The sequence below is a fragment of the Paracoccus shanxieyensis genome (assembly GCF_009711265.1).
GTDB lineage: Bacteria > Pseudomonadota > Alphaproteobacteria > Rhodobacterales > Rhodobacteraceae > Paracoccus > Paracoccus shanxieyensis.
Genome location: NZ_WMII01000002.1, coordinates 89,294 through 112,678, shown reverse-complemented (window position 1 = coordinate 112,678; position 23,385 = coordinate 89,294). Strand labels below are relative to the sequence as shown.

Genomic DNA, 23,385 nt, shown 5'->3' with positions numbered 1-23,385 from the left:
CGGCAGGGACCGAGAAACCTCGGACCCTGCCCATTTCTTCAGAAGCTCAATCGGCCAGCATCGGCCAACCGGATTACTTCAGCTCGACTTTGGCGCCAGCTGCTTCCAGCTTCTTCTTCATTTCTTCGGCGTCGGCTTTCGACACGCCTTCTTTGACCTTGCCGCCAGCTTCGACCAGGTCTTTGGCTTCTTTCAGGCCCAGACCGGTGATGCCGCGAACTTCTTTGATCACGTTGATCTTGTTCGCGCCGGCGTCGGTCAGAACGACGTCGAATTCGGTTTTCTCTTCGACGGCTTCAGCTGCACCAGCAGCCGGGCCAGCCATCATGACGGCGCCACCGGCAGCCGGCTCGATGCCGTATTCGTCTTTCAGGATGGTTTTCAGCTCCTGAGCTTCCAGCAGCGTCAGGTTCACGATTTCTTCGGCGAGTTTTTTCAGATCAGCCATTTTTCCGTTCTTTCCATTAAATGTTCCAACGACGAGGTTTCAACCCCACGAGGGAATCTGATTGCCTCAAGCGGCCTCACGCTCTTCCAGAGTCGTGAGGATGCTCGCGATGTTGCTGGCAGGTGCGCCGATCGCGCCTGCGATGTTGGAAGCAGGTGCACCGATGCAGCCGACGATCGAAGCGATAAGCTCTTCACGCGACGGCATTTGTGCGACGGCTTTCACACCGGCAGGATCAAGCGCCGTGTCACCCATTGCACCGCCCAGGATCACGAACTTGTCGTTCCCCTTGGCGTACTTGTCCGCGACCTTGGCAGCAGCCACAGGATCCTCGGAGAAGGCGAGCACGGTCATACCCGTCAGGTAGTCGGCGATGCTTGCGCAAGGCTTACCTTCCAGGGCGATCTTGGCGAGCCTGTTCTTGGCAACGCGAACGGACCCACCAGCTTCGCGCATCTGCGCGCGCAGGTCCTGCATCTGGGCAACCGTCATTCCCTCGTAGTGGGCAACCACCACGACGCCAGAGGCTTCAAAGATTTGGCCGAGTTCATCGACCAACTGCTCTTTTTGCGCTCTATCCACGGTTTCACTCCAAGTGTGGGGGTTTCCCCCCGGCTCAACTTTCCAGCCGCCCGAACAGCGACCGGAACGGGTCCGTGACAGTCCCAAGATCCCCCGAAAGCAAGCCTCCGGAAAATGGTCTTGATCCCATCTCAGGAAGGAAATTAAGCGGGTTTCCCCGCACCCTCCGTCTCGGACAGGACGGGGCATCGCTGCCCCGCCATCCGCCAGATTGCTCTGGCGAAACAGGTGCCGCTTACTGCGCGGCGGCCGAAGAAACATCCAGCGACACGCCCGGACCCATGGTCGAACTGATCGAGACTTTCTTCACATAGGTGCCTTTGGCGCCCGAGGGCTTGGCGCGGTTGACCGCATCCACAAACGCGCGGATGTTTTCAGCCAGCTTCGCCGCATCGAACGAGGCTTTGCCGACGCCGGCGTGCACGACGCCCGCTTTTTCGGCTTTGAACTGGACTTCACCGCCCTTGGCAGCTTCGACGGCCGATTTCACGTCCATCGTCACCGTGCCGACCTTGGGGTTCGGCATCAGGTTGCGCGGGCCCAGGATCTTGCCCAGACGGCCGACCAGCGGCATCATGTCCGGGGTGGCGATGCAGCGATCGAATTCGATCTTGCCCGACTGGATGGTCTCCAGCAGGTCTTCCGCACCGACGATCTCGGCACCGGCGGCTTTCGCTTCGTCAGCCTTGGGGCCACGGGCGAAAACGGCGACGCGGACGTGCTTGCCCGTGCCGTTCGGCAGGGTGACGACGCCACGGACCATCTGGTCGGCGTGACGCGGGTCGACGCCCAGATTCATCGCGATTTCGACGGTTTCGTCGAATTTCGCCTTGGTGTTGGCCTTGACCAGCGCGACCGCGTCTTCGACGGTCAGGTTGGCTTTGCCGTCAAAGGCGGCGCGGGCGGCGGCTTTGTTCTTGGAAACTTTTGCCATGACTTAGCCTTTCACCTCGATGCCGATCGAACGGGCCGAGCCGAGGATGATTTGCATCGCGGCTTCCACGTCGTTCGCGGACAGGTCTTTCATCTTGGCTTCGGCGATTTCGCGAACCTGTTTCGCGGTCACGGTGCCAGCGACCACACGGCCGGGCTTGTCCGAACCCTTGGCGCGGTTACGCTTGCCAACGGGCTTCAGGCCAGCCGCTTTCTTCAGCAGGAACGAAGCCGGCGAGGTCTTCGTCTCGAACGTGAAGGATTTGTCGGCGTAATAGGTGATCACGACCGGAACGGGCGAACCCGGTTCCATTTCCTGCGTCTTGGCGTTGAACGCCTTGCAGAATTCCATGATGTTGATGCCGCGCTGACCCAGTGCGGGACCAACCGGCGGGGACGGGTTTGCTTGACCCGCCTTGATTTGCAGCTTCAGGCTGCCGACGACTTTCTTGGCCATGTGGCCCTCTCCTTATCATCACGCCCCGGATGGGGCCGACTTAGCGGTGCGGCACGGCCCTTGGGCCCCGCCTCCCGCGAACGATCACGCGGTTTTGGAAACCTGCGTGAATTCCAGTTCGACCGGCGTGGGCCGGCCAAAGATCGAAACGGTAACCTTGATGCGGTTGGACACCTCATCGACCTCTTCGACCATCCCCGAGAAGCCCTCGAAGGGCCCGTCGGTCACATTCACTTTTTCGCCCACGTCGAACCGGATCAGGTTGCGCGGCGCGACCTCTGCCCCGCCCTCACCCGAGCGGTTCAGAATGGCATTCACTTCGTCGTCGCGCATCGGCATCGGCTTGCCCTGCGCGCCAAGGAACCCGGTCACCCGATTGATCGAGTTCACCAGGTGATAGGTCCGGTCCGACAGCTCCATGCGCACCAGCACATAGCCGGGCATGAACCGCCGCTCGGACGTGACCTTCTTGCCGCGACGGATCTCGATCACCTCTTCGGTGGGAACCAGAACCTCGTCGATCTGCTCCTCAAGACCCTTCTCGACGACCGCCTGACGAATCGCTTCGGCGACCTTCTTTTCAAAGTTCGACAGGACGCTGACCGAATACCAACGCTTAGCCATGCTTCGATCGACCCCTGTTCCTTCAGCCCGACTTGCATCAGGCACTTGAATTCGCTTTCCGCCCACCGATACGCCCGCATTCTGGGCAACCGGCCAAATTGAAATCGGCGCGCACGACCGAATCGTTGCACGCCGCGTCATGGGCAGGTCGGGCGGAAATAGCGCCACCTGCCCCCTATTGCAAGACCTTTAACCGACCAGATTAAGGATTTGCGACAACCCCGTCTTGATCAGCAGATCGACAAGGAAGAAGAAAATCGAGGCCAGGGTCGCCATGATGAAGACCATGATCGTGGTCGTGATCACTTCGCGACGCGTGGGCCAGGTGATCTTGCCGATCTCGGCGCGCACCTGCGAAATGAACTGGACGGGGTTGGCCATGATGTTCCCTTTGGTCTTGCAGCGCGTCAGATAGACGGCATGGCCCGGTTTTTCAAGCGCCGATTCCGCCGATGCGGTTCAGGGCAGCAGAAACTGGACCTTGGGCAGCAGGCGGATCGCCTCGATATCGGCCGCATAGGCGCTGGCGGATCGCGCGTGCACAGCCTCGTCCAGCAGCCGCAGCCGCGTATGGCCCGCCGATCGGGGAAAGCGGTTGCGCGCGCGTCGGACCAGAACGCGCAGGTCGATTTCGCTGTCGGACATGGCGCGGCGCAGAAACCAGTCATAGCCCTGCTGCGTCAGGCTTTCATTCGAGGGCGGCGGCTCTGGCACCAGTTCCGCCGTTCCCTCGGGCAGCAGCCGCGCCAGCAGACGGGGCCGCAGCACCGCGTAATCCTCATAGCGCCAGATCAGCAGATGCTGCACCTGATCCAATGCCGCCAGCCGCGCCACCAGCTCTGCCCAGAATGACCGCGCCGGATCCCGCCCCGCCAGATAGGGCCTCATCTCGATCTCATTGCCCATGTTCAGTTGCAGCGCAAAGGCCGAGGTGTGGAATTCTGCCGGATCGCGCAGCGCCAGAAAGACCGTGGCAGGGCCGCCCCCCAACAAGTCGATAACGCGGGCCAGACGCGGCGCGGCATCGGGATAGATCTGCCCCTTGCGCGAAAACATGTTCTGGCGATGCGTGCCGCCCAGAATATTCTCTTCGGACAGCAGCAGATCCGGGCAATCGCCGCGCATCCGGTCCAGCTCCTGCATACAGGCCGCCTCGGTCGTGCTGCCCGGTTCATGCGACAGGACATTGCTCAGCCGCACCGGCTCGGACCGCAGCAACGAGGGGTCGATGAAGGCCAGCCCATGTCCGCGCAATTCGTCGCGCACCAGCCGCAAGGAATATTGCAGATGCGTCGATGCGGTCTTGTGCGCACCAAGATGAATGTTCAGCACCGCGGCCTCAGTCCCTTATTTTTATTATAATTCTATGCGTTATGCCAAATTTTGCGCGCTGGGGTTAGGCCGATCTTCAGACCTTGCGGACAATGTCGGCTTGTCTGTGAACTGACCTAAGGGAAACCAACGTGCTTAAGAAAAAATCGCTCCTCGCCGGTATGGTAATTCTGTCGCTTGCGGCCTGTGCTGACAAGTCCGACAAGATCGCGGCAAGCTATGTCTCGCCGACGATCTATCAGGGCATGACCTGCCAGCAACTGGCGACCGAGGCGCAAAGCGTCGTCAACCGCGCGCAGGAAGCCTCGCACGCGCAGGACAAGAAGGCCAGCAACGATGCGGTCGCCACCGGCGTGGGCGTGGTGCTGTTCTGGCCTGCGCTGTTCTTCATCAAGGGCGACGGCGCACAGGCGGCCGAGGTGGCGCGTCTGAAAGGCGAAATCACCGCCATCCAGCAGGCCAGCAACATGAAGAACTGCAATATCCAGATCAAATGATGACAAATGACAAAGCCCGAAGCGATGCTTCGGGCTTTCGTCGAAACGGCTGGCAGGAGTTGGGGGACTCGAACCCACGACCCTCGGTTTTGGAGACCGATGCTCTACCAACTGAGCTAAACTCCTAAGCCGTGTCGCTGATTACGCGAGCCGGGGCGCATGTTCAAGAGGAAACGCGCAGGCCCTAGACGCTTTCCAGAAAGCCGCCTGACTGCCGTGCCCACAGGCCGGCATAGATGCCGCCTTGCGCCAGCAGCGCCTCGTGACTGCCCTGTTCGACGATGCGGCCCTGTTCCATCACGACCAGCCGGTCCATCCGGGCAATCGTCGACAGCCGATGCGCAATGGCGATCACCGTCTTGCCCTGCATCAGCATTTCCAGTTGGCTTTGAATCGCCGCCTCGACCTCGCTGTCCAGGGCGCTTGTGGCCTCGTCCAGCACAAGGATCGGCGCGTCCTTCAGCAGCACCCGCGCAATCGCGATGCGCTGACGCTGCCCGCCTGAAAGCTTGACCCCGCGTTCGCCGACATGCGCCTGATAACCGCGCCGCCCCGACGAATCGGACAGGCCGGGAATGAACTGCCCCGCCTCGGCCAGTTCGGCGGCCTGCTGGATCAGCGCATCGCCCGCATCGGGTCGCCCATAGGCGATGTTATCGCGAATGGACCTATGCAGCAGCGAGGTGTCCTGCGTCACAACCCCGATGGCCGCGCGCAGGCTTTCCTGCGTCACCCCGGATATGTCCTGCCCGTCGATCAGGATGCGCCCCGATTCCAGATCGTGAAACCGCAGCATCAGATTGACCAGCGTGGACTTCCCCGCGCCTGACCGGCCGACCAGTCCGATGCGTTCGCCCGGCGCAATCGACAGGCTCAGATCGTCCAGCACGGCGGTGGGCCGACCCTCGGGGCTCTCGCCATAGCGGAAGGTGACATTCTGGAACTCAACCGCGCCTTTCGGCACCGCCAGCGCCTTGGCGGCAGGCGCATCCACCACCATGCGCGGCAGCGACAGCGATCCGATGCCGTCGCGCACCGTGCCGATGTTTTCAAACAGCCCGGCGAATTCCCACATGATCCAATGCGACATGTTGCCCAGCCGCAGCGCCAGCGGAATGGCAATGGCGACCGCCCCCACCTCGACGCGGCCACCGATCCACAGCCACAGGCCCAAGGCCGTTACCGCAAAGACCAGCCCGGAATTCAGCGTGGACAGCATGATGTTCTGGACCGAGGCCAGACGCATCTGCCCATGCACCGTGCCCAGAAACCCGTCCATGCTTTCGCGCACATATGCCTCTTCGCGCGAGGAATGCGAGAAAAGCTTCACCGTGGTGATGTTGGTATAGCTGTCGACGACGCGGCCGGTCATGACGGCGCGGGCATCGGCCTGCGCCTCGCTGATGCGGCCTATGCGCGGGATCAGCCACCACAGCAGCAGCCCATAGCCCAGCCCCCAGCCGACAAACGGCAGCGCCAGCCAGCCATCGGTCGAGGCGGCAAGGATCAGCGCGCCGATGAAATAGACGCCGACATAGACCAGCACATCCATGAACTTCATCGCCACTTCGCGCACGGCCAGCGCGGTCTGCATCAGCTTGGTGGCGATGCGCCCGGCGAATTCGTCCTGAAAATAGCTCATCGACTGGCGCAGCAGATAGCGATGCGCCTGCCAGCGGATGCGCTGCGGCAGATTGCCCATCAGCGTCTGATGCATCAGCAGCGAAAACGCGATCTGCAAGGCGGGCAGCGCGATCATCAGGATCGCCCCCATCAGCAGCAGACGCGTGCCCTCGGTCGCCCAGAAGGCGGCGCGGTCCGCCCCCGCCAGCCGGTCGACCAGCGATCCCAGATAGCCGAACAGGATGACTTCGCAGATGGCGATCAGCGCCGAACAGGCCGCCATCGACAGCATGTATCCCCACGCCCCGCGCGTGAAATGCAGCATGAAGCTGACAAAGCCGCCGGGCGGCATCTTGGGCGCCTCGGAGGGATAGGGATCCAGCCGCTTTTCAAACCATGCAAACATGGCAAACCTCGTTCCTTCGGGCCGCGTCAGGCGGCCAGTTCCTCAAGCGCGGCGATGTCGCCCTGCGCCAAAGCTGCGGTGGCGCGCGCGATGCGCCCCTGCGGCCAGTCCCACCATGCCAGCCGCAACAGCCGCGCGATGGTGGCATCGTCAAAGCGCATTCTGATGACACGCGCCGGATTGCCCGCGACGACGGCGTAATCGGGAACCTGCCCGCCCACGACCGCGCCTGCGCCAATGATGACGCCGCAGCCGATGCGGGCACCGGGCAGCACCCGTGCGCCATCGCCGATCCAGACATCATGGCCGATCACCGTGTCGGGCAGCCCGCTGATCTGGTCGATGTAATCGCCCACCCGCGCGTGATCGAAGATCGCGAACGGATAGGTGCTGATCCCCGCCATCGGATGATTGGCCGAGGCGGTGATGATCCTCACCCCATCCGCGATCTGACAGAACCGCCCGATCCGCAGCATCTCGGGCGCTCCGGCATAGGTATAGGGCGCCAGCCGGGCCGCCCAGTCCTCGACCGGGTCGAAACTGCTGGCATAGGTGAAATCGCCCACCCGGATATTCGGATGGTCGATGACGCGGTTCAGATGGACCAGGCCCCGGTTCGGGGTGCCATCGGGAAAATGCATGGGATGAGGCTGGGCCGCATCAAGGAAACTGGCAGTCATGGGGTCGTCCTTTTCAAATCCGTCCGCTGAGGGGGTCAGATGTGAAACAGGTCCATGACACGATACTCCTTGGTTGCGGCTGGAAATCTAGTATGGAACGGCGCGAAAATCAAGTCACAGATGCCGCGTTTCGCGGGCCGGGTTCTGCCAGTTGTCATGCGCGCCATCGGCATAAAAGATCGGGGCGGTGACCAGATCCGCCTCGGGCACGTCCAGCGCATTGATGCAGACCATGACGAAGCGCCCGCCCATTTCGGGAATGTCGCCCTCGGTCCACAGCCGCGTGCCGCAGTGGGCGCAGAAATTGTGGTGCATGTTCATGCCATCGTCCTGCGCGCGGGGCGTCTGGGCGACGTGCTCGGCACCGGACATCAGCCGGAACCCGTCCGGGTCGGGCAGACGCATCTCCCAATAGCGCATCTTGCGGCAGAAGCGGCAATTGCAGCGCATCGTGCCATCCGCCAGATCGCCATCGGCCTGAAACCGCACCGCGCCGCAAAAACAGCTTCCGTCATAGGTCATGATCTTATCCTTTGTGATCCCCGGCCATCATGCCACCCCCCTGCTGACAGAAGCTGTCAGCTCAGCCGGGCGCTGAAAAACGCCTGCGTGCGCGCCCAGGCCAGTGTCGCCGCCTCTTCGTCATAACGCGGCGTGGTGTCGTTGTGGAAACCATGCTGCGTGCCGGGATAGATAAAGCCCTGATAGTCCTTGCCGTTCTGTTTCAGCGCGGATTCATAGGCGGGCCAGCCTGCATTGATGCGTTCGTCATGTTCGGCATAATGGATCAGCAGCGGCGCGCGGATCTGCGCCACGTCCCTGTCCTGCGGCTGCCGGCCATAGAACGGGACCGAGGCCGACAGATCCGGATAGGCCACCGCCAGCGCATTGCACACGCCCCCGCCATAGCAGAACCCCACCGCGCCGACCTTGCCGGTGCTGCGGTCATGGTCGCGCAGGAACTCATAGCCCGCGAAGAAATCCTCCATCAGCCTGGCGGGGTCCAGACTTGCCTGCATCTCGCGGCCCTGTTCGTCCGTGCCGGGATAGCCGCCCAGCGAGCTCAGCCCATCCGGGCCAAAGGCCAGATAGCCCGCCTTGCCCAACCGCCGCACCACATCGGCGATATAGGGGTTCAGGCCCCGGTTCTCATGCACCACCAGCACAGCGGGCAGCTTGCCCGTGGCGTCCACAGGCCGCGCCATCAGCCCCGAGATGCGGCCATGCCCTTCGGGACTGTCATAGCTGGCGGTCTCGACCGTGATCGCGGGGTCGTCGGGCGGCACCTGCTGGGCCAGCGCATAATTCGGCTTCAGCGCCTCGAAGATCGCGGCGGCGGTCATGCCCAGCGTGGCGAATTGCGCGGCCTGAGCCAGAAAATCGCGTTTGCTGATCCGGCCATGCACATAGCCGTCAAAGATCTCAAGGATGCGCGGATCGAAATCCGATGCTTTCTTGCGTTCGCTCACCGGCCTGCCCCCTGTTGCTGCACGGTGCAGGCTAACACGGTTTCAGATATTCGCGGCGGGGTTTTCCGCGCGGCCCACAGGCCCGGGCCGTCAAAGATAACGGCCCCCGCGCTGCAAAACCTCGATCTGGTAGCCATCCGGATCGGCGATAAAGAAGAAACGCGCGATCACCTCGCCCCCCGGCGCGAAATCGACCAGCTTGCGCGGCGCAAGACCCTCGGCCTCCAGCCGGGCATGCAGCGCATCCACGTCATCCACGGAAAAGGCGACATGGCCATAGCCATCGCCCAGATCATAGGGCTCGGTCCGGTCCTTGTTCACCGTCAATTCAAGTTCGGTCGGGCTTTCGCCGTTCGACAGATAGATCAGAGTGAAACTTTCGAAATCCAGCCGCTCGGCAACCTTCAGGCCAAAGACCCGATCATAGAAGGCGACCGATTTCGCCTCGTCCAGCACGCGGATCATGGAATGGATATATTTCGCCACGAAAGGCCTCCGTCTTGGGTTCTGTAACCCAGACTAGGGCGGCATCGCGCAAGGCGGTAGTGGCCAGCATAGGACAGGCGCATAATCTGCGGCAATCCAATGCGCCGCGGTATCCTTGCCCAGACGGATCACGCCGCCGCAGCGCAGAAGCGGGATGAACTTGCGCGCCTCGTGCCGCTCGTCTCCCGGCGTGAAGCTTGGAAATACCACGGGTCACCCCTCCGCGAAAGACGCCCTCATCATCCCAAACACGACAGCCCCGCGCCTGAAAACACGTCATCTCGCGGCACGCCCATAACCGCCACCCAAGCGATACCGCACCCCAAAGATCCCGCCTTTTTGCCCAAGACACGCCCGACGCGACAACCAACGATGCCCCCACCTTCTCTGTTCCCCCAAATACTCCCGCCGGAGGCACCCGCCCGCGCCAGCCGCGCGCCCCTCTCCCGTCTCGCGCCACCCCAGCGCCGGCCCCCACCGCACCAAACCAAAAAGGCCGCCCCGATCCGGGACGGCCTTTCCAGTCTCACAAGCCACGGGCTCTCACCCGCGCCGCATCACGTGATGATCTGCGACACACCAAAGCAGGGGCGTCTCGGGATCATCTGCGCAAGCGATGCTTACTTGATGATCTTCGACACGACGCCTGCACCAACGGTGCGGCCGCCTTCGCGGATGGCGAAGCGCAGCTTTTCTTCCATCGCGATCGGGGCGATCAGCTCGACCTCGAACTTCAGGTTGTCGCCCGGCATCACCATTTCCGTGCCCTCGGGCAGCTTCACCGTGCCGGTCACGTCCGTCGTGCGGAAGTAGAATTGCGGACGGTAGTTCGCAAAGAACGGCGTGTGGCGGCCGCCCTCTTCCTTGGTCAGGATATAGGCCTCGGCTTCAAAGGTCGTGTGCGGCGTCACCGATTTCGGCTTCACCAGAACCTGACCACGCTCGACGCCGTCACGGTCGATGCCGCGCAGCAGAACGCCGACATTGTCGCCAGCCTCACCGCGATCCAGCAGTTTGCGGAACATTTCCACGCCCGTGCAGGTCGTCTTCTTGGTGTCGCGGATGCCCACGATTTCCAGTTCGTCGCCGACGTTCACAGCGCCGCGCTCGATCCGGCCGGTCACAACCGTGCCGCGGCCCGAGATCGAGAACACGTCTTCGATCGGCAGCAGGAACGGCTGGTCCACGGCGCGCTCGGGCGTCGGGATGTATTCGTCGACAGCCGCGATCAGCGCGCGGATCGAGTTCTCGCCGATCTCGGGATCGCGGCTTTCCATCGCGGCCAGCGCCGAGCCCTTGATGATCGGAATGTCATCGCCGGGATAGTCATAGCTGGACAGCAGCTCGCGCACTTCCATCTCGACCAGTTCCAGCAGCTCTTCGTCATCCACCTGGTCGACCTTGTTCAGGTAGACGACCATGTAGGGAATGCCGACCTGACGGCCCAGCAGGATGTGCTCGCGCGTTTGCGGCATCGGGCCGTCAGCCGCGTTCACCACCAGGATCGCGCCGTCCATCTGCGCAGCACCCGTGATCATGTTCTTCACATAGTCGGCGTGGCCGGGGCAGTCGACGTGGGCGTAGTGACGGGTTTCCGACTCGTATTCCACATGCGCGGTCGAGATCGTGATGCCGCGCGCACGCTCTTCCGGCGCACCGTCGATCTGGTCATAGGCCCGGAATTCACCGAAATACTTCGTGATCGCAGCCGTCAGCGTCGTCTTGCCGTGGTCAACGTGACCAATGGTCCCGATGTTGACGTGCGGCTTGTTACGTTCAAACTTTGCCTTTGCCATCATGGCCTCCTATCGGGGGGCCACCCGCGCGACAGCCCCGTCGTGATACATCCGCCGCGACTTATAAGTGCGCAGGGGAAAAATCAAGGGCAGCAAACATCGCTGGCGAAGCTGCGGGGCAAGTGCCACAGTTCGGGAACCCGGCCCCGCCGGTGCTGTTGTAGCTATTGCCACTGGCCTGCCACGCGCAGGCCACTATTCCATGTCGGAGGATAAGATGAGCCTTATGAAATCTTTCGCCCGCGTCGCGGCCGGTATCATGCTGGCCAAAGGGGTTGGCGCCATGATGAAAAATGCACAAGGCGGCGCCACGGCAGGGCGGCGGCCCTCGGGCGGTATCCTTGACGATCTGCTGAAAAACAACACCGCAGGCCAAACTGGCACGCAGGCCGGAACCGGCGGCGGGCTTGGCGGCATGCTGGGTCAGGTGCTGGGCGGCCGCACCGGATCGGGATCGTCCTATGGCGGGGCGCATTCGCCTGCGGGCCGCGCCTCGGGCGGTCTGGGCGGAATTCTGGACCAGTTGACCGCATCCTCGGGGCGGTCGGGATCGCAGGCCGGCACAGGTGGCGGGCTGGGCAGCATTCTGGCAGGCGGCGCTGCGGCGGGCGGACTGGGCGGCTTGCTGGGCGGCCTTCTGGGCGGCGGGCAGGCGCAGGCGGACACCGCCGATGCCAAACCGGCCACCCCCGCGACCGGCGGACTGGCCCAGCGGGGCGCGCAGGCCAAGAACGACGCAAGTTTCGGCGAGCTGTTCAACGACGCGCTGGCCAATAACGACGAGCCCGCGACCCAGCCCACCGCCGAACAGAACGCGCTGGCCGGCCTGATGCTGAAAGCCATGATCCAGGCCGCGAAATCCGATGGCGAGATCGACGAGAACGAGCGCGCACATCTGATGAAGGAATTCGGCGAACTGGACGAAGAGGAAAAGCAGTTCATCCGCGAACAGATGGCTGCCCCGGTCGATGCCGCTGCGCTGGCCCGCGAAACGCCCGAAGGTTACGGCCCGCAGGTCTATCTGATGTCGCTGATGGCCATCGAATTCGACAACCGCAAGGAAGCCGAATACCTGCACGCGCTGGCGACCGAGCTGAAACTGGACAAGGCCACCGTCAACGGCATCCACGATCAGGTCGGCGCGACCAACCTTTACGCCTGATCGAACAGGCCAAGCTGGCGCGGGGCGGGTTCCGCCCCCGCCGTCTCCAGCGCCGACAGCGTGATCCCCAGCAGGCGCACGCCATGCGGATCGGCAAAGACCGGCCCCAGCAGATCGCAGGCAATCGTCAGGATCTGCTCGCGGCTTTCCACCGGCGCAGACAGCGATCTTGCCCGCGTGATCTGCCGGAAATCCCCGTATTTCACCTTCAGCGTCACGGTGCGGCCCGTCGTGTCGTTGCGCAGCGCGTGCCGCCACACCTTGTCGGCCAAAGGTTCCAGTTCGGCCCGGGCCGCCGCGATGTCGCGCAGATCCTCGAAAAAGGTATTCTCGGCGCCGATGGATTTGCGAATGCGGTCGGGGCGCACCTCGCGGTTGTCGATGCCGCGGGCGATGTTCCAGTAATAGATGCCGGATTTGCCGAAGCGCGCGGACAGAAACTCAAGGCTCTGCTGCGCCAGATCGGCGCCGGTGCGGATGCCATGCGCCTCCATCCGCGCCGCCGTCGCCGGGCCGATGCCGTGAAACCGGCCGATGGGCAGCGATTGCACGAAGTCCGGCCCCGCCTCGGGCGGAATGACGAACAGCCCATCCGGCTTGCGCTGATCCGAGGCGAGCTTGGCCAGAAACTTGTTATAGCTGACCCCGGCCGAGGCCGTCAGCCGCGTTGCCTCGCGGATCCGAAGGCGGATCTCCTGCGCGATGCGTGTGGCCGTGCGGCCCCCCAGATGGTCGGTCAGGTCCAGATAGGCCTCGTCCAGCGACAAGGGTTCGATCAGCGGAGTATAATCGGCAAAGATCGCGCGGATCTGCTGGCTGACGGCGCGATAGACCTCGAAGCGGGGCTTCACGAAGATCAGGTCCGGACACAGCCGCCGCGCCCGCATGGACGGCATGGCCGAGCGCACGCCAAAGGGCCGCGCCTCATAGCTGGCCGCCGCAACCACGCCGCGCTGCCCGCCGCCCACGGCCACCGGCTTGCCGCGCAGTTCCGGATTGTCGCGCTGTTCGACGCTGGCATAAAACGCATCCATATCCACATGCACGATGCGGCGGATGCGCGGGCCGGCGTCGTCCGGCGTCATGGCAGGATGCGGGCATCCCCCGCCGTCAGCCCCTCGACCATGCGGTCGAAGCGCATATGCGCAATGGCCCGCCCGCCCGATTGGGTGAACAGCACGCCCGCCTCGCGCCCGTCGGGCAAAAGGATCGGCGTGCCGACCGGGGCCGCGCCTTCGATCCCGACCGTGACAAGGCCCTTTTTCAACTCGGTCTTGTGCTTCATCCGGGCGGTGACTTCCTGCCCGACATAGCAGCCCTTGCGGAAATCGACGCCATGCAGCCGCTCGAACCCGGCCTCAAGGATGAAGGTCTCATTCGGTATCAGTTCGATCAGGCTTTCGGGGATGCAATGCGCGACCCGGATGGCGTCCCAGTCGCTGCCGTCATCACCCTGCCCGCCATAAAGCCGCCAGCCCAAGGCCTCGTGCCGGGGATCGGCAATGCCCGCATCCGGCATGTCGCCGATGCCGCGCGCCACAGACAGATCCACCGCCTCGATCGCGACCTTGGAGCGCAGCTTGTACATCGACAACCGCCGCATCAGGTCAGGCGCCAGCCGCGCATCCACATCGATCAGCAGCCGCCCGCCTTCCGGGATCACCAGAAAATCCGCCAGATATTTCCCCTGCGGCGTCAGCAGCGCGGCCCATGCGGGCAATTCGCCCACCTTGTTCGTCACCAGACCTTGCAGGAATTCGACCCGATCCTCGCCCGAGATCGCCAGAATCTGCCGCATCACTTGTCTCCGAATTGCAGTTTGACCAATGCGGCATAGGCACCGCCTTGTTGCATCAGTTGGTCATGGCTGCCTTCCTCGACAACCCGGCCCGCCTCGATCACCACGATCTTGTCGGCCTGCCGCACGGTGGACAGCCTGTGAGCGATGACCAGCGTGGTGCGGCCCACCGACAGCTCGTCCAGCGCCTGCTGCACCAGCCGTTCGCTTTGCGCATCCAGCGCGCTTGTCGCCTCGTCCAGCAGCAGGACCGGCGCATTGCGCAGGATCGCCCGCGCGATGGCGACGCGCTGCCGCTGGCCGCCCGACAAGGCCGACCCGCGCGGCCCGGCCGAGCTTTCCAGCCCCGCAGGCAGGTTATCCGCGAAATCCGCGACATGCGCCGCGATGGTCGCCTGCCGCAGCCGGGCCTCGTCCTCGGGGTGGCCCAGCAGGATATTCTCGCGCAGGGTTTCGTCAAACAGCGCGGCATCCTGACTGACGGTGGAATACTGATCGCGCAGGACCGCCAGATCATAGTCGCGCAAGGCCACGCCGCCCAGCGTGATCGCGCCGCCTTCGGGATCGACCAGACGCGTCAGCAGGTTGAAGACCGTGGACTTGCCCGCGCCCGAAGGACCGACCAGCGCGGTGGTCTGCCCCGCCTCGGCGGTAAAACTCAGCCCGTTCAGCACCGGATGCCCGTCATAGGACATCCGCACATCCTGCAGCCGGATCGTCGTATCCGGCGGCAGTTCGGTGCGCGGCCCCGAGGTGATCGCCGGGCGCATGTCCAGAATGGCATAGATCCGTTCAAGACTGGCCGCCGCGATCTGCCATGTCCCGGTCAGACTGCCCAGACGGCGCAGCGGCTGGAAAGCCAGCGCCATGGCGGTAAAGAACGACATGAAATCGCCCACCGTGCGTTCGCCCGACATCACCTCGGCCCCGCCCAACAACAGAACGCCCATGAAGCCCAGCCCGGTCACCACATCGACCAGCGCCGGAACGGTCGCGCCGATGGCCGACATCTTGATCTGGCCCACGCGGATATGTTCGACGATCTGGCCAAAGCGGCTGGCCTGATAATCCTCCATCCGGTTCAGCTTGACGGCATTGATGCCGTGCAAAACCTCATCCAGCCGGGTGGCGCGCTGGCTGGCGCTGACGCGGTTCTGCCGCATCTTGCGCCGGATATAGCGCTGCACCAGCACGGTGGGCAGGATCAGCAGCGGCGCACCGATCAGCGCGGCCAGCGTCCATTCGGGATCCACCGCGATGGCCACGCCGAACAGCGACACCAGCGACACCATGTCCCGCCCCGCGCCCGAGATGAAGGTCGACCACACGCCCTGCACCGCGATGGTGTCGCCCTGCACCCGCTCGATCATCGCGCCGGGGGGGTTCTTCTGGAAGAAATCGCCGTCCAGCGTCATGATGTGGCGCAGCATGTCGGTCTGCATGGTCGTCGACACCGCCAGCGACACCGAGGTCATCAGGCTGCGATTGATGACAAAGGTCGCCGCCCGCATCAGGAACAGCCCGAAGATCACGCCGCCGACCCACCAGATCGCCCCGGCATCGCCGCCGACGAACACCCGGTCGAACAGCGGCTTCAGCATCCAGCTCAGCAGACCCAGCGTCGAGCCCTCAAGGATCAGGAAGAACAGCGCCAGCAGGATGCGGCCCGTATAGGGATGCAGATAATCCCGCCACATCCGCGAAAACAGATTGGCCGTGATCTGCAACTTGTCCGCCATCTGCCTTCTCCGCATCACGTTTCGCCAAGGGATAAGCGCAGCAGGGTGTCAGGGCAACCCGCGCCGGGCGTTGACGCCAGCGGCCCGTGGCCCTACCGATATGCGGTTAGCAGAACAAGGCTTTCCGACATGAGCTTCGCACAGGGCCGCCCCGTCATCGCCATCCCCGGCCCTTCGCCCGTCCCGGACCGCGTGCTGCGCGCGATGCACCGGCCCGCGCCCGACATCTACGGCGCCGATCTGGCGGCCGAGAACCTGCGCATGATCGCGCAGCTGAAACGGCTGGCGGGAACTTCGGCGCATTGCGCGCCCTATATCGGCAATGGTCATGCCGGATGGGAGGCCGCGAACGTCAACCTCTTCAACCGGGGCGACCGGGCGCTGGTGCTGACCTCGGGCCATTTCGGCCGCGGCTGGGCCGCCTCGGCCCGTCCCTTGGGCATTCAAATCGAGGAACTGGATTTCGGCACCCTGCCCCCCGATCCGCAGCGCCTTGCCGACCGGCTGGCACAGGACCCGGACGGCAGCATCACCGCGGTTCTGGTCTGTCAGGTCGATACCGCCAGCTCGGCCCGTGCCGACATCCCGGCCCTGCGCGCGGCGATGGGCGATCACCCGGCGCTCTTTGCCGTCGACGCCATCGCCTCGCTGGGATGCGAGCCGATGTTCATGGATGACTGGGGCATCGACCTGCTGGTCTCGGCCAGCCAGAAGGGGCTGATGGTGCCGCCGGGACTGGCGCTTCTGTGGTTCTCGGACCGGGTCCGGGCGCGCGGGCGCAGCGACCTGACCACGCCCTATTGGGACTGGCATCCGCGGATGCAGGCCGACCAGCTGTGGCAATTCTGGGGCGGCACGCCGCCCGTCCAGCACATCTTCGGCATGAATGAGGCGCTGCACCTGCTGATGGACGAAGAGACCCTGCCCGTCGCATGGAACCGGCACGAGGTTCTGGCCCGCGCGACATGGGCGGCACTCGAGACATGGGGTCAGGGCGGCACGGGCATCGCGCCGATGGTCGCGGATCCGGCGGGACGCGCGCGCTCGGTCACGGCAGTCGCCATGCCACGCGCCACCGAACTCAGGCGCTGGACGCAAGAGATCGCGGGCGTCACGCTGGGCGTGGGCCTTGGCGCGCCCGATCCGGATGCCGCGCTGCGCATCGCCCATATGGGCCATGCCAATGCGCATCAGCTTCTTGGCACATTGGCGGTGATCGAATCCGGCATGCAGGCGCTTGGCATCCCGCACGCCCCCGGCGGCACCGCAGCAGCGGCAAAACTGATTGCCGACGCCGCCTGACCCGCAAACCGCCAAGGACCGGGACAATCGCCCCGGTCTTCTTCGTTCTTCAAATACTCATGCAATGCCCGCCACCTGCACCACATCACGCAGCGGCGTGCGGCAGGATCCACACCCCGTCGCTTGGCACGACATTGACCCGCAGCGCACAGCCATAGGCACGGGACAGGATGGCATCGGTCAGCACCTCGGGCGGGCGGCCTTCGGCGGCGACCCGACCCTTCTGCATCAGCACCACACGGTCGGCATAAAGCGCGGTCAGGTTCAGATCATGCATCACCGCGATCACGCCGCCGCCGCGCCGCGCATAGCTTTGCGCCAGCCGCATCACGGTCAACTGATGGGCGATGTCCAGACTGCTGACCGGCTCATCCAGCAGCAGCCAGCGCGGGCCGTCCGGGCCGACCGGCTCCCAGACCTGCGCCAGCACGCGGGCCAGTTGCACGCGCTGCTGTTCGCCCCCCGACAGTTCCTGATACAGCCGCCCGGCAAATCCCGGCAGATCCACCGCCGCAAGCGCCGACAGGATCAGCGCATCGGCACGTTCGCCCCGCGCCTCCAGCCCGATGCGCACGACCTCGGTGACGGTGAAGGGAAAGGACAGCGCGGCGATCTGCGGCAGCACGCCCCGGCGTCGCGCCAGCACCTCGGGCGGCAGGGCGGCAATGTCGAGGCCATTCAGCGTCACGCGGCCCTGACAGCGCAACTCCCCGGTCAGCGCCCGCATCAGCGTGGTCTTGCCCGAGCCGTTCGGCCCGACGATCACCGTCAGCTCGCCCGGATGCGCGCTGGCCGATACGCCCTGCAGGACATGGCTGACGCCCAGCCGGACATGGATATCCTGTGCGACAAGGCTCATAGATCCAGCACTCCGCGATTGCGCAGCAGGATCCACAGAAAGAACGGCCCGCCAAAGATCGCGGTGACGATGCCGATGGGCAGTTCCGCCGGCGCGATGACCGTGCGGCTGACCATATCGGCCACCAGCAGCATCACCGCCCCCAGCAGCGCCGAATTGACCAGCAGCCAGCGGTGATCGGGCCCGATGGCCAGCCGCAGCAGATGCGGCACGACGATGCCGACAAAGCCGATGCCGCCCGACACCGCGACCGCAGCGCCGGTTGCGGCGGCGACCGTCAGAATGGCGCGGTTCTTGACGCGCTGAACGCGGATGCCGACATGACCCGCCGCGGCCTCGCCCAGCGCCAGCGCGTTCAGCCCGCGCGCCAGCATCGGCGAACAGGCCAGCGCAAGCGCCATGATCGGAGCCGCCGCCAGCAGCTTGGGCCAGTTCGCCCCGGCCAATGAGCCAAGACCCCAGAAGGTCAGGTCGCGCAATTGCGCGTCATTGGCCCGCAGGATCACCACCCCCGCCACCGCCGACATGATCGCGGCCAGCGCGATCCCCGCCAGCAGCATCGTCGCAACCGAGGTGCGCCCGCGCCGCGTGGCGATGCGATACAGAACCAGCGTGGTCGTCCAGCCGCCGAAGAACGCGGCAAAGGGCACCAGATACCAGCCAAAGACCCCGGCCAGCGCCGCAGGCAGCGCGCCGCCCAGCACGATGGCAAGGATCGCGCCCAGACCCGCACCGGCGCTGACGCCGACCAGTCCCGGATCCGCCAGCGGATTGCGAAACAGCCCCTGCATCACCGCGCCCGATACCGCCAGCGACGCGCCGACGAAAACCCCCATCAGCACGCGCGGCAGACGGATATCCAGCAGCACCACCCGGTCCTGCACCGCCAGTTCGCGCCCCGCCAGCAGATCACCGACCGCGCGCGGCAATGACGTCCCCGAGGCGCCCCAGCCCAGCGACACCACCGCCACCACCACCAGCAGCCCGGCCAGCAGAACCGCCAGCCGCCGCGCGTGGTGGCTGCGATCGCCCTGCAACGGCAGATCCGGGCTGATCGCCACCATCAGGGGCCTCCATAGACCAGCTCATGCAGCTCCAGCGCCGCCTCGCCGGTGCGCGGGCCAAAGCCCAGAAGCTTCAGCCCGTCCATCATCACCACCGCACCGTCGCGCCCGGCGGGGGTCTGGGCCAGCGCGGGCAGCGCCAGCGCCGCCTCCTTGGCCGCCCCGTGGCTGTTGCCGCCATTGGCATTGGCGTCGGCCTGCGCATCGCCGCGCTGCATCATCAGGATCACATCGGGCGCGGCGGCAATGATCGCCTCATCGGTCAGCGGCTTGTAGCCCTCGATCCCCGAGATCGCGTTCTGCGCGCCCGCCAGCCGGATGATCCCGTCGGCCGAGGTATCGCTGCCCGCCGTCATCACCCGCCCGCCTTGCAGCGACAGCACGAACATCACCTTTTTCGGCGTGCCGACCGCCTTGGCGCGGGTTTCGGCATCGGCCAGTTCGCCCGCCAGCCTGTCATGCAGCGCGCGGCCCTTGTCGGCGACGCCCAAAGCCTCGGCCACCTCGTCGACCTTGCGCAGCACGCCTGCGCTATCATAGCCCTCATCGACGGTGACATAGGGCACGCCCGCCGATTTCAGGACCGAGACCGCCTCGGGCGGGCCCGCGCCATCCTCGGCAAGAATCAGATCGGGCGATACCGACAGCACGCCTTCGGGCGACAGCGCCCGCATGTAACCGACATCGGTCAGGCTTGCCGCCTCGGGTGGCCAGCTTGAGGTCTGGTCCCGCCCGACCAGCCGGTCCTGTTCCCCCAGCGCGTAGACGATTTCCGTGACCGAGCCGCCAATGGACAGCACACGCTGCGCATCGGGATGGCTTTCGGCCGCAGCGCCCGCCGCCGGGGCCGCGATCAGCGCGGCAAGGACCAGCGCCCTCATTCTGCGGCCTCGGCCAGCGCGGGAAGGTTCGCGACCAGCCCGGCCCATTGCTCGGCATCGCCGCCCTTTTCCGGACGCAGCCCGAAACATTGAAAGATCAGCGCGCCGTCGGCATCGAACGCCTCGACCGAGATGGCGGGGCCGCGCTTCGTGGGCTTTTCGACGGCCCAGACCTCGGCGGTGTGATCGCCGCGCAGATGCAGGTTGAAGCGGGGATCCATCACGTTCAGCCAAGGCCCCATCGGGTGCAGCACCTCGAACCGGCCGGAATGGATCTCGATGCAGCCCTGATTGCCGACGAACATCATCACGCCCACGGCATCGGCGTTCACCCGCTCAAGCAGCGCGGGCACGGCATCGACCGACAAGGGCCGCACGAACGGCGCGCCGATGATGCGATAGGCGCCAAGGCGGTTCATCTTCAGCCGCCGGATCAGGATGTTGAACTGATGCGTATCGGTCATTTCGGACCATTCGCGGCGCAGGGCATCCAGACGCTCGGGCGCGGCTTTCGCGCCTTCGACCGGCTCGCGCGCGGTGAATTCGGCCTGGTCGGTCTGATCCTCGACCGCCAGATCGCGGCGCAGCGCGTCCCATGCGGCAAGGTCCGATGCGTCGCGCAGATGCACCTTGTGGATCGCATCGCCCGCCGCGTCAAAGACCTGAACCGAGCGCCGGTCCCCCTTCTCGACCGCAAAGGCATGCACCCAATGGCGCGGGAACATGCGCAGGTCGATCTCGGCATCGGTGGTCATCGAGGCGTGTTCGCCATCGTGGAAATCGTTATAGACCCCCACCTTCTCGATCACGCAGGACCGGTTCCGGGTCAGGGCCATCACCTCGCCCAGACGCTGCACGGCGGGGATCAGATCGCCCGGCAGCGCCTTGATGCGGGTGACGCCATGCCCGACATGCGCGGCGACCAGCGCAGCCTCGGGGACGCCCAGTCGGTCGGCCAGATCAAAGGGACGGCCGGTATCTTCGGCCTGAAGGCGGCGCAGGTCTGCGGGGGAACGCTGTGTCATGGTCGGGGCCTTGCTGTTCTGCGGAATACCTCTGGCACGCGGGCTGGGCATTGAATCATGATTGACAGATTTAGTCAGAATAATTAACGCAGCGCAAGATGCGAGCCCCCAAGCCAGCTGATGCCAATGACAACGCTTCGGGGACACATGCCACGCCATTCGCTGACCGCCGTGCTGCTTGCCGGCTCGACCTGCCTGACAGGCTTCGCCCTTCCTGCCGCCGCCCAACAGGCGCAATCCTATGTGCTGGACCCGCTGGTGCTGCGCGCCGGGACGCCCAAGGTCGCCTCGGAAGTGCCGCAATCGGTGTCGGTCGTCGGCAGTCAGGATCTGGACGACATCGCCCCCATCCATATCGGCGAGGTGCTGGCGACGGTTCCCGGCGTGGCGGGCGTCGGCTCGGGCAGCTTCTTCGGGCAGGGCTTCAACATCCGCGGCTTCGGCGCGGCCAGCAATGCCGCATCCGAGGCAGGCATCGTCCAGCTGATCGACGGCGAGAAGAAATATTACGAATCCTATCGTCAGGGCGCGCTGTTCGTCGAACCCGACTTCCTGCGTCAGGTCGAGGTGCTGCGCGGTCCGGGATCCTCCACGCTGTATGGCTCGGGGGCGCTGGGGGGCGTCATCGCGATGGAAACGATCGAGCCGGGCGACCTGATCCCCGACGGCAAGACCTTCGGCGGCAAGGCCAAGCTGGGCTATGCCTCGAACCCCGAAACCATCCTTGGCAGCGTGGCGATGGGCTGGCGTCCGGCAGATGATTTCGAGGCGCTGGCGGCATTCGCGTGGCGCAAGCTGGGCGACAGTCAGGATGCCGATGGCAATACCATCGTGCGCTCGAACTCGAAGACGCCGAACCTGCTTCTGAAGGCGAAAAAGACCTTTGGCGACCAGTATGTCGCGTTTTCCTATCAGCACCTTGAGGCGAAGGGGACGGATCAGGACTTCAACCAGCTGGAAGGCGGGCAAAAGGATCTGTTCTATCCGGGCTTTTCCTGGGGCGTGGGCGACATCACCACGCGCGATCAGACCGCGCGGCTGATCTGGGGCTGGAACCCGGAAGACAACCGCTATGTCGATCTGACCGCCACTCTGTCCTATTCCAACACCATGAAGGACGTGCGGCAGGGCGACGATCCGGCCGAACCGATCATGGACAGCCTGCTGGGCCGCCGCGACTATCGCCTGTGGAAGCTGAAGGTCGCCAATACCGCCGATCTGTCGGGCACCGGCTATGACCATCACCTGACCGCCGGGGTCGAGGTCTGGAAGCAGGACCGGTCGTCGCGGGTGCCGTCATCGTCGCATCCCGAAGGCTATACCCGCGCGTGGTCGGCCTATGCGCTGTCCGAGGTGACCTTTGGCAATCTGACCGTGAACAGCGGCTTGCGCTATGAACGCCAGCGCGCCGAGCCGAAGGATTCGGTCAGCTTCGATGCGCAGGACCGCGACTTCGAGGCCGTCGAGCCGCAGGTCGCCGCGATCTATCGCCTGAACGAGCAATGGTCGGTCTTTGGTTCGGTCGCCTTCGTGAACCGCATCCCGTCGGTGGATGAACTTTACGACGGCTCGATGGTGACGGCGCCCAATCCGAACCTGAAGGACGAAAAGGGCAAGAACCTTGAAATCGGCACCTCGTATCGCGGCACCTCGCTGCTGGCCGATGGCGATGAGGCGGTGCTCAAGCTGACGCTGTTCCGCAACCATATCGACGACATGATCGCCCGCTCGGGCGACGGGCCGATGGCCTATTACACCAATATCGACAAAGCCTATCTGCGCGGCGGCGAGATCGAGGCCAGCTATGCCGTCGGCCGCTGGGATCTGGGCGCGGCGGTCTCGGTCGTCGAGGGCAAGGATCAGGACGGCACCGATCTGAATTCGCTGCCCAATGACCGCCTGACGCTGTCGGCGGTCTATGAGGCAACGGACGCATGGCGCATCGGCGCGCGCAGCACGCTGGCTGCGGGCCGCGACAAGCCCGATGGCGATCATCGCGGCGGCTATGGCGTCCACGACATCTTCGCCACCTATGCGCCCCAGCAGGGCCAGTTGGCGGGGGTCGAATTCCACATGGGTGTCGATAACGTCACCGACCGCGACTACACGCCCGCAAGCTGGGTCAGCGGACCGGCTCCGGGCCGGAATTTCAAGCTCTCGGTCTCGCGCAGCTTCTAGGGGTTGCGAGGGATTCACCTGCCCGCCCGTGTCACAGACCGGGC

The 23,385-nt window shown here is 64.7% G+C and carries 24 protein-coding genes and 1 tRNA gene; 4 read left to right on the top strand and 21 right to left on the bottom strand.

Annotated elements, in window-relative coordinates:
* Positions 1 to 73 precede the first annotated feature (73 nt).
* The 7 genes from rplL to GL284_RS02510 all read right to left on the bottom strand — a co-directional run bounded on the left by rplL (position 74) and on the right by GL284_RS02510 (position 4,376).
* Positions 74 to 448: a 50S ribosomal protein L7/L12 gene (gene rplL, locus GL284_RS02540; protein WP_155043085.1), complete on the bottom strand. Its 375-nt coding sequence runs from the start codon at positions 446 to 448 to the stop codon at positions 74 to 76.
* Between the two features lie 66 nt (positions 449 to 514).
* Positions 515 to 1,030 carry a 50S ribosomal protein L10 gene (rplJ, locus tag GL284_RS02535; protein ID WP_341870305.1) on the bottom strand — a complete coding sequence of 172 codons (516 nt, stop codon included), beginning with the start codon at positions 1,028 to 1,030 and terminating at the stop codon, positions 515 to 517.
* Between the two features lie 235 nt (positions 1,031 to 1,265).
* The gene (gene rplA / locus GL284_RS02530) at positions 1,266 to 1,964 is read right to left on the bottom strand and encodes a 50S ribosomal protein L1 (protein WP_155043084.1); all 699 of its coding nucleotides are present in this window, start codon (positions 1,962 to 1,964) and stop codon (positions 1,266 to 1,268) included.
* Between the two features lie 3 nt (positions 1,965 to 1,967).
* The gene (gene rplK, locus GL284_RS02525; RefSeq protein ID WP_155043083.1) at positions 1,968 to 2,420 is read right to left on the bottom strand and encodes a 50S ribosomal protein L11; all 453 of its coding nucleotides are present in this window, start codon (positions 2,418 to 2,420) and stop codon (positions 1,968 to 1,970) included.
* 84 nt (positions 2,421 to 2,504) lie between these two features.
* Positions 2,505 to 3,044, bottom strand: a complete 540-nt coding sequence (gene nusG, locus GL284_RS02520; RefSeq protein WP_155043082.1) for a transcription termination/antitermination protein NusG — start codon at positions 3,042 to 3,044, stop codon at positions 2,505 to 2,507.
* Positions 3,045 to 3,233: 189 nt separating this feature from the next.
* Positions 3,234 to 3,425, bottom strand: a complete 192-nt coding sequence (gene secE, locus GL284_RS02515) for a preprotein translocase subunit SecE (protein ID WP_155043081.1) — start codon at positions 3,423 to 3,425, stop codon at positions 3,234 to 3,236.
* Positions 3,426 to 3,503: 78 nt separating this feature from the next.
* Positions 3,504 to 4,376: a hypothetical protein gene (locus tag GL284_RS02510; RefSeq protein WP_155043080.1), complete on the bottom strand. Its 873-nt coding sequence runs from the start codon at positions 4,374 to 4,376 to the stop codon at positions 3,504 to 3,506.
* Positions 4,377 to 4,507: 131 nt separating this feature from the next.
* Between GL284_RS02510 and GL284_RS02505 the strand changes: the two genes are divergently transcribed.
* The gene (locus GL284_RS02505; RefSeq protein WP_341870304.1) at positions 4,508 to 4,873 is read left to right on the top strand and encodes a hypothetical protein; all 366 of its coding nucleotides are present in this window, start codon (positions 4,508 to 4,510) and stop codon (positions 4,871 to 4,873) included.
* A gap of 50 nt (positions 4,874 to 4,923) precedes the next feature.
* On the opposite strand, the gene GL284_RS02500 is transcribed toward GL284_RS02505, so the two are convergent.
* The 7 genes from GL284_RS02500 to tuf all read right to left on the bottom strand — a co-directional run bounded on the left by GL284_RS02500 (position 4,924) and on the right by tuf (position 11,333).
* Positions 4,924 to 4,999: transfer RNA gene (locus GL284_RS02500), tRNA-Trp, on the bottom strand.
* A gap of 58 nt (positions 5,000 to 5,057) precedes the next feature.
* The gene (locus GL284_RS02495; protein ID WP_155043079.1) at positions 5,058 to 6,902 is read right to left on the bottom strand and encodes an ABC transporter ATP-binding protein; all 1,845 of its coding nucleotides are present in this window, start codon (positions 6,900 to 6,902) and stop codon (positions 5,058 to 5,060) included.
* Positions 6,903 to 6,928: 26 nt separating this feature from the next.
* Positions 6,929 to 7,582 carry a CatB-related O-acetyltransferase gene (locus GL284_RS02490; RefSeq protein WP_155043078.1) on the bottom strand — a complete coding sequence of 218 codons (654 nt, stop codon included), beginning with the start codon at positions 7,580 to 7,582 and terminating at the stop codon, positions 6,929 to 6,931.
* Positions 7,583 to 7,696: 114 nt separating this feature from the next.
* Positions 7,697 to 8,104, bottom strand: coding sequence for a GFA family protein (locus GL284_RS02485; RefSeq protein WP_155043077.1), 408 nt, complete (start codon positions 8,102 to 8,104; stop codon positions 7,697 to 7,699).
* A gap of 56 nt (positions 8,105 to 8,160) precedes the next feature.
* Complete coding sequence (yghX, locus tag GL284_RS02480; protein ID WP_341870303.1) at positions 8,161 to 9,051, bottom strand: YghX family hydrolase; 891 nt, start codon at positions 9,049 to 9,051, stop codon at positions 8,161 to 8,163.
* 90 nt (positions 9,052 to 9,141) lie between these two features.
* On the bottom strand, positions 9,142 to 9,537 hold the full coding sequence (locus tag GL284_RS02475; protein ID WP_341870302.1) for a VOC family protein: 396 nt from the start codon (positions 9,535 to 9,537) through the stop codon (positions 9,142 to 9,144).
* 620 nt (positions 9,538 to 10,157) lie between these two features.
* Positions 10,158 to 11,333, bottom strand: a complete 1,176-nt coding sequence (tuf, locus tag GL284_RS02470; protein ID WP_155043075.1) for an elongation factor Tu — start codon at positions 11,331 to 11,333, stop codon at positions 10,158 to 10,160.
* Positions 11,334 to 11,616: 283 nt separating this feature from the next.
* Here tuf and GL284_RS02465 point away from each other — a divergent pair, with 283 nt between their 5' ends.
* Positions 11,617 to 12,495, top strand: coding sequence for a DUF533 domain-containing protein (locus tag GL284_RS02465; protein ID WP_230383121.1), 879 nt, complete (start codon positions 11,617 to 11,619; stop codon positions 12,493 to 12,495).
* Here GL284_RS02465 and dinB read toward each other — a convergent pair.
* From dinB to GL284_RS02450, 3 genes are read right to left on the bottom strand one after another with little or no spacing between them, the layout of a single operon-like run.
* Positions 12,486 to 13,580 (bottom strand): DNA polymerase IV, encoded by a 1,095-nt coding sequence (gene dinB / locus GL284_RS02460; protein WP_155043073.1) that lies wholly within the window; start codon positions 13,578 to 13,580, stop codon positions 12,486 to 12,488. The two genes, GL284_RS02465 and dinB, sit on opposite strands and share 10 nt — an antisense overlap.
* Positions 13,577 to 14,293 carry a CAF17-like 4Fe-4S cluster assembly/insertion protein YgfZ gene (gene ygfZ, locus GL284_RS02455; protein WP_155043072.1) on the bottom strand — a complete coding sequence of 239 codons (717 nt, stop codon included), beginning with the start codon at positions 14,291 to 14,293 and terminating at the stop codon, positions 13,577 to 13,579. The genes dinB and ygfZ overlap by 4 nt, the downstream gene beginning before the upstream one ends.
* On the bottom strand, positions 14,293 to 16,032 hold the full coding sequence (locus GL284_RS02450; protein ID WP_155043071.1) for an ABC transporter ATP-binding protein: 1,740 nt from the start codon (positions 16,030 to 16,032) through the stop codon (positions 14,293 to 14,295). Before GL284_RS02450 ends, ygfZ begins: the two co-directional genes overlap by 1 nt.
* A gap of 129 nt (positions 16,033 to 16,161) precedes the next feature.
* On the opposite strand from GL284_RS02450, the gene GL284_RS02445 reads away from it, so the two are divergent.
* Positions 16,162 to 17,334, top strand: a complete 1,173-nt coding sequence (locus GL284_RS02445; RefSeq protein ID WP_155043070.1) for a pyridoxal-phosphate-dependent aminotransferase family protein — start codon at positions 16,162 to 16,164, stop codon at positions 17,332 to 17,334.
* A gap of 85 nt (positions 17,335 to 17,419) precedes the next feature.
* Here GL284_RS02445 and GL284_RS02440 read toward each other — a convergent pair whose 3' ends face one another.
* From GL284_RS02440 to GL284_RS02425, 4 genes are read right to left on the bottom strand one after another with little or no spacing between them, the layout of a single operon-like run.
* A complete protein-coding gene (locus GL284_RS02440; protein ID WP_155043069.1) occupies positions 17,420 to 18,193 on the bottom strand; it encodes a heme ABC transporter ATP-binding protein in 774 nt (257 codons plus the stop codon).
* Positions 18,190 to 19,257, bottom strand: coding sequence for a FecCD family ABC transporter permease (locus GL284_RS02435; protein WP_155043068.1), 1,068 nt, complete (start codon positions 19,255 to 19,257; stop codon positions 18,190 to 18,192). Before GL284_RS02435 ends, GL284_RS02440 begins: the two co-directional genes overlap by 4 nt.
* A complete protein-coding gene (locus tag GL284_RS02430; RefSeq protein WP_155043067.1) occupies positions 19,257 to 20,138 on the bottom strand; it encodes a heme/hemin ABC transporter substrate-binding protein in 882 nt (293 codons plus the stop codon). Before GL284_RS02430 ends, GL284_RS02435 begins: the two co-directional genes overlap by 1 nt.
* The gene (locus tag GL284_RS02425; RefSeq protein ID WP_155043066.1) at positions 20,135 to 21,163 is read right to left on the bottom strand and encodes a hemin-degrading factor; all 1,029 of its coding nucleotides are present in this window, start codon (positions 21,161 to 21,163) and stop codon (positions 20,135 to 20,137) included. The genes GL284_RS02430 and GL284_RS02425 overlap by 4 nt, the downstream gene beginning before the upstream one ends.
* 147 nt (positions 21,164 to 21,310) lie before the next feature.
* On the opposite strand from GL284_RS02425, the gene GL284_RS02420 reads away from it, so the two are divergent.
* Positions 21,311 to 23,341 carry a TonB-dependent receptor domain-containing protein gene (locus GL284_RS02420; protein WP_155043065.1) on the top strand — a complete coding sequence of 677 codons (2,031 nt, stop codon included), beginning with the start codon at positions 21,311 to 21,313 and terminating at the stop codon, positions 23,339 to 23,341.
* Positions 23,342 to 23,385 lie beyond the last annotated feature (44 nt).

Coding starts and splice junctions, on each gene's coding strand:
- rplL (WP_155043085.1), bottom strand. CDS start 448: ATGGCTGATCTGAAAAAACTCGCCGAAGAAATCGTGAACCTGACGCTG.
- rplA (WP_155043084.1), bottom strand. CDS start 1,964: ATGGCAAAAGTTTCCAAGAACAAAGCCGCCGCCCGCGCCGCCTTTGAC.
- rplK (WP_155043083.1), bottom strand. CDS start 2,420: ATGGCCAAGAAAGTCGTCGGCAGCCTGAAGCTGCAAATCAAGGCGGGT.
- nusG (WP_155043082.1), bottom strand. CDS start 3,044: ATGGCTAAGCGTTGGTATTCGGTCAGCGTCCTGTCGAACTTTGAAAAG.
- secE (WP_155043081.1), bottom strand. CDS start 3,425: ATGGCCAACCCCGTCCAGTTCATTTCGCAGGTGCGCGCCGAGATCGGC.
- GL284_RS02495 (WP_155043079.1), bottom strand. CDS start 6,902: ATGTTTGCATGGTTTGAAAAGCGGCTGGATCCCTATCCCTCCGAGGCG.
- GL284_RS02490 (WP_155043078.1), bottom strand. CDS start 7,582: ATGACTGCCAGTTTCCTTGATGCGGCCCAGCCTCATCCCATGCATTTT.
- GL284_RS02485 (WP_155043077.1), bottom strand. CDS start 8,104: ATGACCTATGACGGAAGCTGTTTTTGCGGCGCGGTGCGGTTTCAGGCC.
- tuf (WP_155043075.1), bottom strand. CDS start 11,333: ATGGCAAAGGCAAAGTTTGAACGTAACAAGCCGCACGTCAACATCGGG.
- GL284_RS02465 (WP_230383121.1), top strand. CDS start 11,617: ATGATGAAAAATGCACAAGGCGGCGCCACGGCAGGGCGGCGGCCCTCG.
- dinB (WP_155043073.1), bottom strand. CDS start 13,580: ATGACGCCGGACGACGCCGGCCCGCGCATCCGCCGCATCGTGCATGTG.
- ygfZ (WP_155043072.1), bottom strand. CDS start 14,293: ATGCGGCAGATTCTGGCGATCTCGGGCGAGGATCGGGTCGAATTCCTG.
- GL284_RS02450 (WP_155043071.1), bottom strand. CDS start 16,032: ATGGCGGACAAGTTGCAGATCACGGCCAATCTGTTTTCGCGGATGTGG.
- GL284_RS02445 (WP_155043070.1), top strand. CDS start 16,162: ATGAGCTTCGCACAGGGCCGCCCCGTCATCGCCATCCCCGGCCCTTCG.
- GL284_RS02440 (WP_155043069.1), bottom strand. CDS start 18,193: ATGAGCCTTGTCGCACAGGATATCCATGTCCGGCTGGGCGTCAGCCAT.
- GL284_RS02435 (WP_155043068.1), bottom strand. CDS start 19,257: ATGGTGGCGATCAGCCCGGATCTGCCGTTGCAGGGCGATCGCAGCCAC.
- GL284_RS02430 (WP_155043067.1), bottom strand. CDS start 20,138: ATGAGGGCGCTGGTCCTTGCCGCGCTGATCGCGGCCCCGGCGGCGGGC.
- GL284_RS02425 (WP_155043066.1), bottom strand. CDS start 21,163: ATGACACAGCGTTCCCCCGCAGACCTGCGCCGCCTTCAGGCCGAAGAT.
- GL284_RS02420 (WP_155043065.1), top strand. CDS start 21,311: ATGCCACGCCATTCGCTGACCGCCGTGCTGCTTGCCGGCTCGACCTGC.